At 35.4% G+C, this 15171-nt stretch carries 15 protein-coding genes; 8 read left to right on the top strand and 7 right to left on the bottom strand.

Features of this window, described 5'->3' with window-relative positions; all coding sequences use genetic code 11:
- Positions 1-8: 8 nt before the first annotated feature.
- Both ACR9EA_RS16360 and recA read right to left on the bottom strand, forming a co-directional pair.
- Positions 9-470, bottom strand: a complete 462-nt coding sequence (locus ACR9EA_RS16360) for a hypothetical protein (protein ID WP_435135470.1) — start codon at positions 468-470, stop codon at positions 9-11.
- Positions 471-562: 92 nt separating this feature from the next.
- Positions 563-1573 (bottom strand): recombinase RecA, encoded by a 1011-nt coding sequence (gene recA / locus ACR9EA_RS16355; protein ID WP_435135468.1) that lies wholly within the window; start codon positions 1571-1573, stop codon positions 563-565.
- Positions 1574-2009: 436 nt separating this feature from the next.
- On the opposite strand from recA, the gene ACR9EA_RS16350 reads away from it, so the two are divergent.
- The 7 genes from ACR9EA_RS16350 (at position 2010) to ACR9EA_RS16320 (ending at position 9638) form a co-directional block, all read left to right on the top strand.
- On the top strand, positions 2010-3074 hold the full coding sequence (locus tag ACR9EA_RS16350; RefSeq protein ID WP_435135466.1) for a rhodanese-related sulfurtransferase: 1065 nt from the start codon (positions 2010-2012) through the stop codon (positions 3072-3074).
- A 270-nt stretch (positions 3075-3344) separates the two neighbouring features.
- On the top strand, positions 3345-4709 hold the full coding sequence (locus ACR9EA_RS16345) for a PSP1 domain-containing protein (protein WP_435135464.1): 1365 nt from the start codon (positions 3345-3347) through the stop codon (positions 4707-4709).
- Positions 4696-5196: a gliding motility lipoprotein GldH gene (locus tag ACR9EA_RS16340; RefSeq protein WP_435139908.1), complete on the top strand. Its 501-nt coding sequence runs from the start codon at positions 4696-4698 to the stop codon at positions 5194-5196. Before ACR9EA_RS16345 ends, ACR9EA_RS16340 begins: the two co-directional genes overlap by 14 nt.
- Position 5197: 1 nt before the next feature.
- A complete protein-coding gene (locus tag ACR9EA_RS16335; protein WP_435135462.1) occupies positions 5198-7522 on the top strand; it encodes a penicillin-binding protein 1A in 2325 nt (774 codons plus the stop codon).
- 291 nt (positions 7523-7813) lie between these two features.
- The gene (locus ACR9EA_RS16330) at positions 7814-8512 is read left to right on the top strand and encodes a CoA transferase subunit A (RefSeq protein ID WP_435135460.1); all 699 of its coding nucleotides are present in this window, start codon (positions 7814-7816) and stop codon (positions 8510-8512) included.
- 66 nt (positions 8513-8578) lie between these two features.
- Complete coding sequence (locus ACR9EA_RS16325) at positions 8579-8935, top strand: four helix bundle protein (RefSeq protein WP_435135459.1); 357 nt, start codon at positions 8579-8581, stop codon at positions 8933-8935.
- A 49-nt stretch (positions 8936-8984) separates the two neighbouring features.
- On the top strand, positions 8985-9638 hold the full coding sequence (locus tag ACR9EA_RS16320; protein ID WP_435135457.1) for a 3-oxoacid CoA-transferase subunit B: 654 nt from the start codon (positions 8985-8987) through the stop codon (positions 9636-9638).
- A 14-nt stretch (positions 9639-9652) separates the two neighbouring features.
- Here the strand turns inward: ACR9EA_RS16320 and ACR9EA_RS16315 are convergent, their stop codons facing one another.
- Both ACR9EA_RS16315 and ACR9EA_RS16310 read right to left on the bottom strand, forming a co-directional pair.
- Positions 9653-10264, bottom strand: coding sequence for a hypothetical protein (locus tag ACR9EA_RS16315; RefSeq protein ID WP_435135456.1), 612 nt, complete (start codon positions 10262-10264; stop codon positions 9653-9655).
- Positions 10265-10268: 4 nt separating this feature from the next.
- Entirely contained in the window at positions 10269-10976 is a 708-nt protein-coding gene (locus ACR9EA_RS16310; protein WP_435135454.1) for a hypothetical protein, read from the bottom strand.
- A gap of 552 nt (positions 10977-11528) precedes the next feature.
- Between ACR9EA_RS16310 and ACR9EA_RS16305 the strand changes: the two genes are divergently transcribed.
- On the top strand, positions 11529-11657 hold the full coding sequence (locus tag ACR9EA_RS16305; RefSeq protein ID WP_435135452.1) for a hypothetical protein: 129 nt from the start codon (positions 11529-11531) through the stop codon (positions 11655-11657).
- Here the strand turns inward: ACR9EA_RS16305 and ACR9EA_RS16300 are convergent.
- The 3 genes from ACR9EA_RS16300 to ACR9EA_RS16290 form a co-directional block, all read right to left on the bottom strand.
- Positions 11652-13328 carry an ABC transporter ATP-binding protein gene (locus ACR9EA_RS16300; protein WP_435135449.1) on the bottom strand — a complete coding sequence of 559 codons (1677 nt, stop codon included), beginning with the start codon at positions 13326-13328 and terminating at the stop codon, positions 11652-11654. The genes ACR9EA_RS16305 and ACR9EA_RS16300 overlap by 6 nt on opposite strands.
- Before the next feature lie 30 nt (positions 13329-13358).
- Positions 13359-14150 carry a TlpA family protein disulfide reductase gene (locus ACR9EA_RS16295; RefSeq protein WP_435135447.1) on the bottom strand — a complete coding sequence of 264 codons (792 nt, stop codon included), beginning with the start codon at positions 14148-14150 and terminating at the stop codon, positions 13359-13361.
- A 120-nt stretch (positions 14151-14270) separates the two neighbouring features.
- Positions 14271-14894 carry a hypothetical protein gene (locus ACR9EA_RS16290; RefSeq protein WP_435135444.1) on the bottom strand — a complete coding sequence of 208 codons (624 nt, stop codon included), beginning with the start codon at positions 14892-14894 and terminating at the stop codon, positions 14271-14273.
- Positions 14895-15171 lie beyond the last annotated feature (277 nt).

The following is a 15171-nucleotide window of genomic DNA, read 5'->3' as shown; positions in this document are numbered from 1 at the left end:
AATAATTGTTATTCTTCAACTACAGGAATGTCTACAACCAAAAAGGTGTCTTCGTCGTTTTCGTCTGTTCCAGTCCAAAATTTAAATCGGAAAGTACCTGTTTCTCTAGGTGAAAAATCGAAAGTCACATCGGTTAATTCATCCAATTGTTCGCAATTGCTATCATCGTAAACAGCGTTAATTGGAGCAATAATTCTGATGAAATCTTTGTCTATAGTTTCTATAGTTTCACCACTGTCGTCAATTTCATCTTCTTCACCATCTTGATAATATAAGTCATAAAGCGCATAACAAGATGTTGGTTTAATATAATTAACGGTAAATTGATAGACTTCGTTTACAGCCATTATTTCTGGTGCATCTACAGACTCTGTAGGCATGGTTTCAAAATAATAATTGTCGAAATCGTCGTCGTTACTACAAGATGCTAATGTGGCTATGCAGCACAATACTAAAATTAATTTTTTCATGATTATAAGGTTTTTCTTTTTAGATGCAATGCGTTTAAAAAGGTTGCGTATAAAAATGAAAAAATCCCAAAATAAATTGGGATTTTAGTAGTTTAAGCTTCTTTGCTAGCTTTTATAGCTTCTTTAATTTTATCTTCCAGCTCCTCTAGAAGTTCTGGATTGTCTTTAATTACTGTTTTAACAGCATCGCGACCTTGTCCTAATTTTGTGTCTTGATAGCTAAACCACGAGCCACTTTTTTTAACAATATCCAATTCTACAGCAATGTCTAAAACTTCTCCTACTTTCGATACGCCTTCGCCGTACATAATATCGAATTCTGCTGTTTTAAACGGTGGTGCTACTTTGTTTTTAACCACTTTTATTTTGGTTTTGTTACCTATAACTTCGCCATTAGTATCTTTAATTTGCGTAGAGCGACGAATGTCTAAACGTACCGAAGCGTAAAATTTTAAAGCGTTACCACCGGTAGTGGTTTCTGGGTTTCCAAACATAACGCCAATTTTTTCACGCAATTGGTTAATAAAAAACATGGTACAGTTGGTTTTGCTAACCGAAGCCGTAAGCTTACGCAAAGCCTGAGACATTAAACGTGCATGAAGCCCCATTTTAGAGTCTCCCATTTCGCCTTCAATTTCGCTTTTGGGAGTTAATGCGGCTACCGAGTCTATAACTATAATGTCTATTGCTCCAGAGCGCACTAGGTTGTCGGCAATTTCTAGAGCTTGCTCTCCGTGGTCGGGTTGCGATATAATTAAGTTGTCGATATCTACACCTAATTTTTCGGCATAAAATCTATCAAAAGCATGTTCTGCATCAATAAAAGCAGCAATACCGCCAGCTTTTTGTGCTTCGGCAATGGCGTGTAATGTTAAAGTTGTTTTTCCCGACGATTCTGGTCCGTAAATTTCTATTACACGACCTCTAGGATATCCTCCAACGCCTAAAGCTAAATCTAAACCTAAAGACCCACTGGAAATAGAATCGATATCGACTACGGCTTTATCGCTCATTTTCATTACCGTTCCTTTGCCGTAAGTTTTGTCTAATTTATCTAAAGTGAGTTGCAGTGCTTTTAATTTTGCGTCTTTCTCGTTGCTCATTGATATGTGTTTTTTAGAAGAAAATAATAGGTGCTAAAATACGACTTCTTTTGTCATCTAACAATTTTATAACGCAACCTTTTTACACTTTATGCATCTACGTAATACGTAGGGGAATTTATTGCTATGAACCTTTTTTGTTTACGAATATAAACAGCAACACAAACGTTTAAAAATTATGAAATTTCTAAAACAAACATTGTTAATTCGTACTACAGGTGCTGCGTTTACTGTTTGTGTTAACGGAAATTGCAAAACCGATGGTGGTTAACTCGTATGGTATTTTTTAGATTTTAAAATTAAAAAATATAATTAACGAGTTAGTCTATTAAAAGCATTTTGGTTGTCCAGAATGCTTTTTTTGTGGGTGGTGTTCAATTGGTTTTAAAATGTTACCTTTGCAAAAATATTTTTTTAACCTTAAAATTAGTATAGCATGCAACTGTACAATAAGTTAAGCGCTAAAGAAAGAGCAGAATTAATCGAAAAAGCAGGCAAAGATCGATTAACACTTTCTTTTTATCAGTATGCCAAAATCGAAAATCCTACAGAATTTAGAAATCAACTGTTTGTAGTTTGGAACAAATTAGATGTGCTGGGTCGTATTTATGTCGCCCACGAAGGTATAAATGGCCAATTGTCTTTACCAGCAGATCGTTTTAATGCGTTTAAAACGCATTTAGATACCATTCCGTTTTTAAAAGACATCCGTTTAAACATAGCTGTAGAGCAAGACAATATGTCGTTTTTGAAACTAAAAGTTAAAGTGCGCGACAAAATTGTTGCCGACGGGTTAAACGACGATACTTTTGATGTTACCAATAAAGGAGTGCATGTAGGAGCACAGCAATTTAATGAATTGATTGAAGACGAGAATACCATTCTTGTAGACATGAGAAACCATTACGAAAGCGAAATTGGGCATTTTAAAAACGCCATTACTCCAGATGTAGATACTTTTAGAGAATCGTTACCGATAATTGAAGACGACTTAAAAGAATTTAAAGAAAATAAAAATTTAGTAATGTATTGCACCGGCGGTATTCGTTGCGAAAAAGCCAGTGCCTATTTTAAACACAAAGGTTTTAAAAACGTTTTTCAGTTAGAAGGTGGTATTATAGAATATACCAGACAGGTAAACGAAAGCCAATTAGATAATAAGTTTATAGGTAAAAACTTTGTGTTCGACGAACGTCGTTCAGAGCGAATTTCAGACGATGTAATTGCACGTTGTCATCAATGTGGCGCACCTGCAGATACTCATGTTAATTGTGCCAACGATGCTTGCCACTTACTATTTATACAGTGCGACGCTTGTAAAGAAGAAATGGACGGTTGTTGTTCTAGCAATTGTAAAGAGGTACACAGTTTACCACAAGACGAGCAAAAGGCATTGCGTCGTGGCCAAGGCAATAGTAACGATATCTTTAAAAAAGGGCGTGCAGACCATTTGCCCTACAAAAAAGATTTACGCAATATTTTCGAAATCTTAAAGAAATAAAACAAAAGCTATTAAAAACAAAGCTGTATGCGAGGGTTGTTTGCTCTGGTATACAGCTTTTTGCGTTTATTTGAGTTTTAAAATTTTACAAGTATTGTAATAAAAATATCTTTCTTTTACAGTCTTTAGAATAATCATATCTTTACAACCCCAAGTAGCATATTGGGATGAAATTCTTATCTTGTTGCAAGAGTTTCAAAATGAAATATTTACTAATTTACTTCTGTTAAACCTCGGGTTTTTCAGAATCTATATATACATAACTAATTTATGGCTTGTGCAAGTTGCTCGACAGGAAAAGATGGTCAGCCAAAAGGATGCAAAAATAATGGAACATGCGGAACAGATAGTTGTAATAAATTAACTGTTTTTGATTGGTTGGCAAATATGGCCCTTCCAAATGGCGAGGCTCCTTTTAATTGGGTTGAGGTTCGTTTTAAAAACGGACGTAAAGAATATTATAAAAACACAGAAAATTTATCGTTAAGTATTGGCGATATTGTTGCTACTCAAGCACAAACGGGGCACGATATAGGCATGGTAACCCTTACCGGCGAACTGGTAAGAGTGCAAATGAAACGCAAAAAAATACCGCTAGATGGCGATGTTTTAAAAATATACAGAAAAGCTTCGCAACGCGATATTGATATTTGGTCTGAAGCGCGCGAAAAAGAAGAACCTATGAAGGTTAAAGCGCGACAGTTTGCTATCGATCTTAAATTGCAAATGAAGATTTCCGATATCGAATATCAGGGCGATGCTAGCAAGGCCACGTTCTATTACACTGCCGAAGAACGCGTAGATTTTAGAGAACTTATTAAAGTATTTGCTAGAGAGTTTAGAACCCGAATAGAGATGAAGCAGGTAGGTTTTCGTCAAGAAGCTTCACGTTTAGGGGGCATAGGGTCTTGTGGTCGCGAACTGTGTTGTTCTACCTGGTTAACCGATTTTAGATCGGTAAGTACATCGGCAGCACGCTATCAGCAGTTATCTTTAAATCCGCAAAAATTAGCAGGACAATGTGGTAAGTTAAAATGTTGTTTAAACTACGAATTAGACACGTATTTAGATGCTTTAAAAGCCTTCCCAAAAACCGATACCAAGCTAAAGACCGAAAAAGGAATTGCGGTGTGCCAAAAAACCGATATTTTTAAAGGACATATGTGGTATGCTTACGAAGGCGAGTGGATGAACTGGCATAAAATTACCATAGATCAGGCCAAAGAAATTATAGCTTTAAATAAAAAGAACGAAACGGTTGCGAGTTTAGAAGAGTATGCTTCGGATTTAATAGAAGATAATAAAAACGAATTCGAGAACGTTGTAGGACAGGATAGTTTAACGCGATTCGATCAGCCTAAACGTTCTAAAAGACGTAGAAATAACAGAAATTCTAAATCAGCAAAACCAAAAACTGCGGTTGCAGAAACGCAAAAGCCTGCTAATCGTAGAAAATCAAATAAGTCTGGGGGCCAAAAACCTGCTGGACAACAAAATCAAAATTCAGCTGAAGGAAAATCGGCAGCTAATAATAAGCCAAGAAATAGCAGAAACAATAGAAATCGCAATAAACGAAAACCTAATAATAAACAAAACCCGAATCAAAATAATGCAAATGGCGATGCAAAGAAATAGTCTGTTTTTGATGGTTTTAATGCTGTTAAGCGTTATGTCTTGCGATAACAATCAGGTTTACGATGTGTATAAATCGGTACCACAAGAGGCTTGGCATAAAGATTCTATTGTACAGTTTGCTATTACTCCGCCAGACACCATTAACCCTTACAATTTGTTTGTAAACCTTAGAAATACCAACCAGTACAAATACAGTAACCTGTTTTTAATTGTACAAATGGACTTTCCGCATGGTAAAACAGTAACCGATACTTTAGAGTACCGCATGGCTAAACCTAATGGTGAATTTTTAGGCGAAGGGTTTAACGATTTAAAAGAAAATAAATTATGGTATAAAGAAGATGTTGTGTTTAACGAAAATGGCGATTATACTATTAAAATACAACAAGCCATGCGCGAAAACGGTAAAGTAAATGGCGTTGTAAATCTAGAAGGCATAACAGATGTTGGCTTCAGAATAGAAAAACCATCAACGATTAATAAATAATATGGCAAAAAAGAAAGAACCTGTAAAAACGTCAAGTTATGCGTCTTACCTCCGTTGGTTTTGGGGGCTTTTTCTACTTGGCATTCTAGCTGTAGTGTTGCTGTTTTTATCGGCTTCGCTTTTTGGAGATTTACCAGATCATACCATTTTAGAGAATCCAAAAACCAATCTGGCCACAGAAATTATTTCTTCCGATGGAAAAACCCTTGGAAAGTTTTATTTTAACGATAACCGAACACCTGTAGATTACGAAGATCTGCCACAGCATCTTGTAGATGCTTTAATTGCTACCGAAGATGCGCGTTTTCATCAGCATTCAGGTATCGATGGCCGTGGTACGTTGCGCGCCATTGTAAAGCTTGGGGCTGGTGGTGGTGCCAGTACCATTTCTCAGCAATTGGCTAAGCAGTTATTTCATGGCGAAGGGTCTAAAAATATTGTGGAACGTATGTTCCAAAAAGTTAAAGAGTGGATTATTGCCATTCGATTGGAGCGTCAGTATACAAAAGAAGAAATTATAACCCAATATTTCAATATTTACGATTTTGGTAACAATGCCGATGGTATAAAAAGTGCCGCGAGTATTTATTTTGGTAAACAACCAAAAGATCTAGATCTTAAAGAGTCGGCGATGTTGGTGGGAATGTTTAAAAACTCGTCGTTATACAACCCAAGACGTAATCCGGAAGGCGTGCAAAACCGAAGAAATGTGGTGTTGGCACAAATGCAAAAATATGGTTACATTACAGAACGTACCAAAGATTCTGTACAACAATTAGATTTAAGCTTAAACTACACCCCAGAATCGCATCGCGAAGGTATTGCTACTTATTTTAGAGAGTATCTTAAAAAATTCATGAAAGATTGGATAGAGAAAAATCCAAAAGCAGACGGCACAAAATACAAACTGTATAGCGACGGACTAAAAGTGTACACCACTATAGATTCCAGAATGCAGCAATATGCCGAAGATGCCGTGCAACAACATATGAAGAGGTTACAAGCTGAATTCGACCATCAAAATACGCCAGACCGTAACCCTACAGCACCATTTTTAGGTTTGGACGAAGCGGAAATTGATGCACTCATGAAACGTTCGATGAGACAATCGGAGCGTTGGAGAAAAATGAAGTACGATTTAAAAAAATCTAACGAAGAGATTATTGCATCGTTTAATACGCCAACAGAAATGACGATTTTTTCGTGGAAAGGTGAGATTGATACCATCATGAAACCAATGGATTCCATGCGTTATTACAAAAAGTTTTTGCATCCGGGCATGATGTCTATGGATCCCGAAACAGGTCATGTAAAAGCATGGGTAGGGGGTATGAATTATAAGCACTTTCAGTACGACCACGTAAAGCAAGGAAAACGTCAGGTTGGATCTACATTCAAACCTTTTGTATATGCAACAGCAATAGACCAATTACACTTATCGCCATGCGATGAATTACCAGATATTCCGTATTGTATCGAAAAAGGCAAATGGGGTAATATAGAAGATTGGTGTCCCGAAAACTCTAATTTGCAATACGGAGGCACCAGAACACTTAAAAACGGATTAGCAAATTCTGTAAATACCATTACCGCTAATTTAATGGATAAAGTAGGGCCGGCACACGTTATAGAAATGGCACACAAATTGGGGGTAAGTACCGAGATTCCTGAAGTGCCTTCTATTGGGTTAGGAACGGTAGATTTAAGTGTGTTCGAAATGGTTGCTGCTTATGCCACTTTTGCTAATAAAGGTGTGTATACCGAGCCGGTTATGGTTACAAGTATAGAAGATAAAAACAATACTATTTTATACCAGTTTACACCAGATACTAAAGATGTATTAAGCGAAGAAGTAGCTTATGTAACCGTTAAGTTGTTAGAAGGTGTTACCGAAGGTGGTTCTGGAACTCGTTTACGCACGCAAGGCTACGAAAAATGGCGTCCAGATTATCGCGAAATCATTACTGGATATCCTTACGAATTTAAAAATCCTATAGCTGGAAAAACTGGAACCACGCAAAACCAAAGTGACGGCTGGTTTATGGGTATGGTACCTAATTTAGTAACTGGCGTATGGGTAGGTGCCGAAGACCGTGCAGCGCATTTTAAAACCATAACCTACGGTCAGGGAGCAGCTATGGCATTACCCATTTGGGGCGTGTATATGAAAAGCTGTTATGCCGATAAAGATTTAAACATTTCTAAAGAAGAATTTATAGCTCCAGAAGAACTTACCATACGTGTAGATTGCTCCGGTGAAGATACCGAAGCGCAAGCAGACGAAGAAACGCCAATACAGGATGTTCCAGACGATTTGGATTTTTAATCGTTAATTCTTGTAAAAGCTATAATAGCGATTAACGCGTAGTTGATATAATTAAAGAGACTGTCTAAAAAGTTATAACTTTCGTCAATCTGAATTTATTTCAGATTCTCATAATTATTGAATTTCAATATGATGAGATTCTGTGTCAAGCATAGAATGACGTATTGTTAAACTTTCTAGGTGGTCTTTTTTGTTTTTTAACAAATGTGTAATTTGACGTTCTCTTTGTTTGTAATTCTGCAATTGTCCTTGATATTTTTGTATTTTTATACGATAAATTCAAAAAAAAATATGATAACAAAAACAGTGCAGTCTGTAAATGAAGCCGTTGCCGGTGTTGTCGATAATATGACTTTAATGTTGGGCGGTTTTGGTTTATGTGGCATTCCCGAAAATGCAATTTCGGCACTAGTACAACGTAAAGTGAAAGGGCTTACCTGCATTTCTAATAATGCTGGAGTAGACGATTTTGGACTTGGCTTATTACTGCAAAACAAACAGATAAAAAAAATGATTTCGTCGTATGTGGGTGAAAACGATGAGTTTGAACGCCAAATGCTTCAAGGCGAACTCGATGTAGAGCTTATACCACAAGGCACTTTGGCCGAACGGTGTCGGGCAGCCCAAGCTGGGTTTCCAGCAATCTATACCCCGGCAGGTTTTGGTACAGAAGTCGCCGAGGGAAAAGAAACCCGAGAATTCGATGGGAAAATGTATGTGTTAGAGCATGCTTTTAAAGCCGATTTTGCCTTTGTAAAAGCCTGGAAGGGCGATACTGCTGGAAATCTTATTTTTAAAGGTACCGCCAGAAATTTTAATCCGGTTATGTGCGGAGCGGCTAAAATAACCGTAGCAGAAGTCGAAGAGTTGGTTCCAGCAGGCGAACTCGATCCCAATCAAATTCATATTCCTGGGATATTTGTGCAGCGGATTTTTCAAGGAGAAAAGTATGAAAAGCGCATTGAACAACGAACGGTTAGGGTAAATTAATAATTGAATAATCTATTGATTTGAAAATTTGAAAATGAGTTTCACGGGTGATCTAAATTATGGAAGATGAGAAATGATAAGGATAATTTAATTGTGACGCTTACATTTAATTTTTCATTGAAGGTTATTACTTTTTCAGAATCGTTACGAACGCTTCATAAGTATGAGATGGCTTCACAAATTTTTAGAAGCGGAACATCAATTGGGGCCAATGTTAGAGAAGCACAAAATGCAGAGAGTAAACGGGATTTTATTCATAAATTCAAAATTTCTGCTAAAGAAGCAGACGAATTAGATTATTGGCTGACCTTGTGTAGGATGTCAGAGCACTATCCGAACCCAAATGATGAGCTGTTGGAGGATCTGCAAAAGATTATTTTGATTATAACAAAAATCATTTCAACAAGCAAAAAGTCTGGATGACTTTAAAAGTTTCAAATTTTCAAATTAAATCATTTTCAAATTATAAGAAATGTTAGACAAAATAGGGATTGCAAAGCGTATAGCAAAAGAAGTAAAAGATGGCTATTATGTGAATCTAGGAATTGGTATTCCTACGTTAGTAGCCAATTACGTGCCTGAAAATATAGAAGTAGAATTTCAAAGCGAAAACGGTGTACTAGGTATGGGGCCATTTCCTTTTGAAGGCGAAGAAGATGCCGATATTATAAATGCGGGTAAGCAAACCATTACGACTTTACCGGGAGCGAGTTTTTTCGATTCGGCTACAAGTTTTGGAATGATTAGAGGTAAACATGTGCATTTAACCATTTTAGGAGCTATGGAAGTTGCCGAAAATGGAGATATCGCTAATTGGAAAATTCCAGGTAAAATGGTTAAAGGTATGGGGGGCGCTATGGATTTGGTGGCCAGCGCCGAGAATATTATTGTGGCAATGATGCATACCAATAAAGCAGGAGAATCGAAGCTGTTAAAGCGTTGTACTTTGCCATTAACAGGTGTTGGTTGTGTAAAAAAAATAGTGACTAACCTCGCGGTTTTAGAAGTTACTAAAGACGGATTTAAATTATTGGAACGCGCTCCTGGTGTGAGTGTAGATGCCATTAAACAAGCTACAGGAGGCACACTACTTGTAGAGGGAGATATTCCCGAAATGGTATTGTAAAACGACTTTGGGTATTATTTTTTGTTGGGTACAGTAAAACTCAATCCAAAGAGGATTTGCATTTGGGTTGAGTTTCTAAAGTAAGATTCGAATGCTTCAGCAGTGTTTACGTTGTACTTGGCAAAGGCATAATTTACACCCAAAAATAGACCAATAACTTCGGTTAGTTTGTAAGTTATATTTGTTCCGGCATAATATTTAATGCCTTTAAAGCTATCAAGATTTGTTGTACTGGTTTTTTGTCTAACTATAGAACTTCCAATGCCTAAGTTGGGCGCTATTCGCCAGGATTCACCTAGTTTTATTTCGTACAAAAATTTACCGAAATAGGCTCTTGTATCGGTTTTATCTATGTTTCCTGCCATAGTAATGTCTACTACATCGTAGGGCATAAACTCTACACCGAGCCCAAATTTCAGGTTTTGGTATTTAAGAAAATCGAATTGAAACCCAAAACCTGGGAATTTTGCTTCTGTAGCATCACCCAAAAAATGAGTTCCTAAATTATTATCGTATTTTAAATACGTCGAAAAATTAGCTGAGAACCTCACGGTGTTTTCGGCTGATTGTTTTTGAGCAAACGCCACGAAAGGCCATATAAAAACGATGATAAACAATACTCTCATAGCCCTAATAGTTTATAATGTATTCAAGGTTTTCATTGTTTATAGTTACAGTGGCTTCGTGAGTGCTTAGCGTTTCTGTACTGTTGTCTCTAATCGTGTAAGTAATAGTTAAAGTCGAGTTTAATGGCACGTTTTTGTAATAATCGTGCGCTAATGTAGGCTCGTAATCGCCATAATATGTTTCTGGTTCATTAATCCAAACTAAATAATCAGCATCCCCTTTAAATTTAACATCCATTAAAGAAGTGTTTACCGTGGTTTTATTAAAAGTTATATAGGCATTTGTAATAACGTGGTGTTGGTACAGTACAATATCGCCTATGTTGTATTCGTAGTTCGTAAAGTTTTTGTCTAGAATTCTGTGTAGGATTTTATGCTGATAAATCGTATCGGGGTCGGAAATTTTTAATTCGAAACCGTCCTCATTGTTTGGGCTAGGTATAAGCATTAAAAACTGGCCGTTGTTGTCGGTAGCCGTCAAGCTTATTAAATCGTCATCACCTCCAGCGCCTGAGCCTTTATAAATCCAGAATTCGACATCTTGATTGGGGATGGGTAAGTTATTTTCGTTTAATATTCTACCGGTTACTAACAACCTCTCGTCTCCATCGTAATTGATTTCACAGGACAAGAAGAATAGGGTTAAAAATAAACTTAGAAGATATGTTAACGATAGGTATTTTGGTTTAATAAAGCTTTGGGGCCAATTCATAGTTGTTTTAAAATGAAAGTATTTTAATTATAAAGAAACGAATTTTTTCGAAGGCCACGATTCTTTTATTGGTTAAATAATCGTTATTCAATTTTTTTTAGGAAGACTAATTTCATCTTGTTTTGGATAAAGCGACGGTGTTTTATATTATTCATTGGTCTCAGTCGTTAGTTGAAACTATGCACTTTTAGTGCAAGACTTTCAGTTTCTATAAATATTTTTGCGCCACGAATGCACGAATATTTGACATAGATTTTATAGAAATATTCGCGAATTTGTGGCTAAAACAAACACAAATAATTGGACTTTCAGTCTGTTTTCAAACCTATGGACTTCCAGTCTATAGTGGTTTAGTTTGCATGCTCACCGTTGTAATTTATTGCTAAAATGAAGTCTGTTAGGATGTTGTATTTGAGGTAAATGTTAAAATTTTGTGTTTTTTGTCGATTATTTATGTCATTTCATCTATTAATTGAAATATTTTTCCATCTTTATAATCCCCAAAGAAACCAATATTATAATTAACCCAAATCTACCAAAAACTAACCGCTTATGAATGTAACCTCGAACCTACCAGAAGAACCTGCATTTGTAGAAAGCAAATGGCAACAAAGTTTAGACAATACTGTTAATTTTGTTAGAAGTTTAATGTATTTAGTGAAAAAAGTGTTTATGCTATAGCCCTTTGGGAATAGCTTGTATTAATTTTTTAGTATAATCTTGATGCGGATTGTTATAAACAACATCCGCATCATTTTTTTCTACAATCTCGCCTTTATTCATTACCATTAATTGATCGGACATGTATTTTACGACAGCTAAATCGTGAGATATAAAAATATACGTAAAACCGTAGTTGGCTTTTAGCTCGTTTAATAAATTTAAAACCTGCGCCTGGACCGAAATGTCTAAAGCTGATACCGATTCGTCGCAAACAATTAATTTAGGTTGTAAAGCAATGGTTCTGGCAATACCGATACGCTGGCGCTGACCACCAGAAAATTCGTGTGGATAACGGTTAAAATGCGCTTCCGAAAGTCCTACACGATTCAAAATATCTATCACCTTTGCTTGACGCTCGGTGTTGTTTTTGTGTAATTTGTGTACTACCATAGGTTCCATAATAGCCTGTCCAACCGTTAACCTCGGGTTTAAAGAGGCGTAGGGATCCTGAAATATAATCTGTATGTCTTTTCTAAGGGATCTCATGGCTTTAGACGATAACTTGGTTATATCTTTCCCCTGATATAGAATGGAGCCAGAAGTGGCTTTATCTAGCTGGAGAATAGCATTACCTAAAGTCGATTTACCGCAACCAGATTCGCCAACCAAACCTAAAGTTTCGCCTTCATAAATTTTAAAGCTAACATCGTTAACAGCTTTATAGTGTTTAGGTTTTCCAAACCATTGCGATGTTGAAAGGTATTCCTTTTCTAAGTTTATAATTTCTAATAATGGCGGTTTGCTGTATAATTGTTCGTGCGCCTTTTGGCGTTCTTCGGGAGTTATTATTTGTGGTGTAAATGTGTTATTTAAATAATCATTAATGGTTGGCAAAGTTTTTAAACGCACATCTAAGGCCGGTCTGGAATTTAAAAGTGCTTTGGTATAATTATGTTTAGGATTGTTAAATACACTGTTTACGGTGCCTTGTTCTACAATATTGCCTTTGTACATTACAAGAACTCTGTGGGCAATTTCGGAGATTAATGCTAAATCGTGAGTGATAAAAATAATACTCATTTTAGTTTTAGCCTGAAGCTCTTTTAACAAGTCTATAATGTCTTTTTGTACGGTAACATCCAGAGCAGTTGTGGGTTCGTCTGCAATTAAAATATCGGGTTCACAGGCTATGGCCATGGCAATCATAACGCGCTGTTTTTGTCCGCCAGAAATTTCATGCGGATACGATGCAAATACGCGTTCGGGTTGAGGTAGTTTTACTTGTTCAAATAAATTGATGACCTTTTGTTTAACAGCTTTTTTGGATAGTGTTGTATGCTGAAAAAGAATTTCTTCAACTTGCTTCCCGCAGCTCATGGATGGATTTAAAGAACTCATGGGCTCCTGAAAAATCATAGCGATTTTACGACCACGTATACTTTGAAAGTTTTTGTTTGTAAGCCCAATTAAGTTTTGATCTTGATAATAAATATGTCCCGAAATAGTCGTGTTCTTTTTAGGCAATAAACCTAAAACAGCTAAAGAGGACACCGACTTGCCAGAACCCGATTCGCCAACAATGCCCAAAATTTCATTCGGGTTAACATGATACGAGATTGTATGAATAACCTCGTTGCCATTAAAGGCAATACTTAGGTTTTTAATATCTAAAATAGGAGTGTTTTTCATTTTTATGAATTTCTTATTGAGAAAGGATGTTTATTCCGCTAATAATTCTCCTATTTTATTAGCCAATTTGTCTACATTACCTTCAAAATTTCCAATTGAGGTATATCTAATAATTCCATTTTTATCAATTACAAAGCTTTTAGGTATCGCTCCGGTTGCGTAATTATCCCAAATTTGTTTTTCTGGATCGAAACCAACATTAAAGTGTACACCATATTTTTTCATGTTTAACATTTTCTCTTCAACCTTTTCTTTGTTTTCTCCAATTGAAATTGGTATTAAAACAAAATCTTCAGACTTGTAGGGATCAAGTATTTTTTCTGGAAATTCAGCAAATTCCATTAGGCAAGGAGCACACCAAGTAGCCCAAAAATTTAAAAGAACAACTTTTCCTTTTAACTCTGAAAGATTAATTATTTCATCATTTATCATTCTAACAGAAAATGGATGTGCTGGATCATTAGTTTTTAATATTAAGTCATTTTCTAGATTTTTTATGTTTAATACCTCCTTGTTTTCATCACTTGAAGCTACTTGTTTTTCTCGATTTGCTTTTTCTTCTTCAGTTAATATATCTATCCTCATTATAAATTCTCTGTCTCCAATTTTATTACCAAATTTTTCAGCGTATTTATCTCTTTCTTCTTGACTAACTCCTTTGTTAATACTTTTTATTAAGTTTTGACTTGCTAAAGCTCCAAATTCTTCCATTGTAATAATTTCATTATTGGCAATCATGACATACTCTGGTTTTTTTATTGTCTCTTGAGCATGAATAGTTAGGCTGTAAATAGCGAAAATTAGATAAATAATGTTTTTCATTGTATTATAATTAGAAGGGATATGATTAATTGTGAGTTATCTTGATAATTTTAATAATCATTTTTATCAGGTTGAGAGTAACATGATTTTGGGTGTTTTATTTCTTATAAACAATCTAATTTATATAATTTCAAAATAGATTAAAAAGAACTGTGAAATTTCGTATTTGGCATACCATTTTTCAATATCGATTCCTCCCTGAGAAACTTCACAGTAGCCTAAATTCCCTTTACTGGGATCTCTATTAGGAGGTGTTATTAATGCGATTTGAAATTGTTTATTAAGTTCAAATTCAAGTTCATCAGTTTTAACATTAATTTTCCTTAATGCAAAGTCACCGTCTTTAAACTCGCTATTTATGTTGAATATTTTTTTGTTAAAAAATCTTGGAAAGAAAAACCCGATTTTTTCGTAATTCAGAATGTTTTGTGTGATTAATGTAAATTGGAAAGTCGAGTCAATTTTTGGAAGTTTTTCTTTTTTAGAATCCGACACAATTACTTCATTGTGTAATTTGCCGCTTTGGTATTCTTTAATTAGTAATCTATAGTCTTTACCTTCTAATTTTTTCTTGTCAATCTCGTTTAAAGAAAATTTTAATTCTTCAATGCCTTTGAAATAATTCATTTGTATCTCTTCCATACTTTCAGGAAAGTGAGATTTAGCTAAAAGTTGGTATTTTTCTTGGGCTTGTAATAGTATTGCATTTGAAATTAAGGCTAAAATTAGAAGTAGTTTTTTCATTCAGTTATTTTATTTTAATGGTGTTTAGTTTAGTCTAAACTAAAAATTCTAATTAAAACATGTTGTATTTTAACAGAATTGCGAAATTATTTAACAAAATAGACTAAGTAGTTTTTGGTTGCAATTTGATGTGAAAAACAGTCTAACTATTATGTAAGTAAGTTAATTTAGTTTAGCTCCAAATGAGCCTCTAAATTGGGTGTGAATCTAACGCAATCAGTATTGTTGTCGCATTTTAGGGTATAAACGAAATAAAGTTTTATACTGTTTACTTTAG

Source organism: Formosa sp. A9 (genome assembly GCF_051200825.1).
Lineage (GTDB): Bacteria > Bacteroidota > Bacteroidia > Flavobacteriales > Flavobacteriaceae > Formosa.
The sequence above is the reverse complement of the archived record's forward strand: the minus strand, read 5'-3'. Positions and strand labels throughout refer to the sequence as shown.